Below are 1277 nucleotides of genomic sequence, written 5' to 3' on the forward strand. Positions count from 1 at the left end.
TAGAGCTGGCGGGTGACGTAGCGGCTGAGGCAGCGTCGGATCTCGCGGTCGGTCTTGCCCTGGGTGCGGCGGCGTTCGGCGTAGTCGCGGGTCGTGGGGTCGCGTCGGAGTCGAGTGATCACGACGGTGTGGATCGCGCGGTTGAGCTGTCGGTCCCCGGAGCGGTTGAGTCGGTGGCGCACGGTCCTGCCCGAGGAGGCCGGGATGGGGGCGGTGCCGGCGAGCATCGCGAAGGCTCCGTCGTCGCGGCAGCGTCCGGCGTGTGACCACGCGGCCAGCACGGTGGCCGCCACGATCGGTCCGACGCCGGTCACGGCGAGCAGGTCGGGGCGCCAAGACGCGACGATCGCGCGGATGGCCTTCTCGTGCTCGGCGGCCTCGTCCTCCAGGGTCCGGACCCGACGAGCGATCGCCTTGAGGGTGGTCAGCGCGGTGAACACGTGGACGTCGGCGGCGTAGTGCGCTGGACGTTGCTTCAGCGCGGTCGCGATGATCCCGCGGGTCGTCTGGCCGCGGAAGCGGGCACGGACCCGTTCAGGTGCGGTCACGACCAGTGCGTGGAGCTGGCTGTGGGCCTCCACGGTGGCATCGACCGCGGCGCGGCGGGCGGTGAGCAGTACCTGCAGCGCCGCGCGCTGGCCGCCGGCACGCGGCTGCGCCAGGTGAGTTCGGGCCAGCGCGTCGCGGGCGGCGCGCACAGCGTCGATCGGGTCGGACTTCGCGCCCGCCCTGCGAGTCGGGCGGGCGGGACGGTCGAGTTCGACCACCAGCTCCGAGCGCGCGGTGAGATGGGCGGCCAGGCCTGCGCCGTAGCCTCCGGAGCCCTCCATCGCCCACGCGCGCAACGGCCCGTGCTGGTCAGCGAGCTCGAGCAGCGCGTCGTAGCCGGCGGGCTCCGCGCTCACGGTGGCCTGCGCGAGCACCGCGCCGGTGGTCGCGGCGACGACGGCCGCGGTGTGGGTGTGCTTGTGAGTGTCGACGCCGACGACGACCTCGACCTGTTCTGCGAGCATGGACAACCGCGTTCTCCTCTGACCCGGGACGGACGTGCTCCGGTCCGGTTCGGGAGACTCGGCAGGACTGTGATGGGACACGCCAGCAGCCACTGGCGGTCAAGCTCCTGATCAGGCCAGCTGCTCCCGGCCGGGCCGGCAGCGAGACAACAGACGGACAAGTCCCTATGAAGGCAAGCTCCGCCAGTCAGGATTCGGGTCACGCCCGCCGTCTCGCCGCCAGCCCATCACAAGGCCGCTCTGGACCGGCCCCAACACCCTCAC

1 protein-coding gene is annotated in these 1277 nt (G+C 72.4%); it reads right to left on the bottom strand.

The genetic code is table 11. From position 1 onward, the window contains the following. Positions 1–1013: IS110 family RNA-guided transposase (locus WCD58_RS33545; protein ID WP_337707491.1), on the bottom strand; the 1013-nt coding region annotated here is incomplete at its 3' end. Between the last annotated feature and the right edge of the window lie 264 nt (positions 1014–1277).

This window comes from Actinomycetospora flava (assembly GCF_037400335.1).
Lineage (GTDB): Bacteria > Actinomycetota > Actinomycetes > Mycobacteriales > Pseudonocardiaceae > Actinomycetospora > Actinomycetospora flava.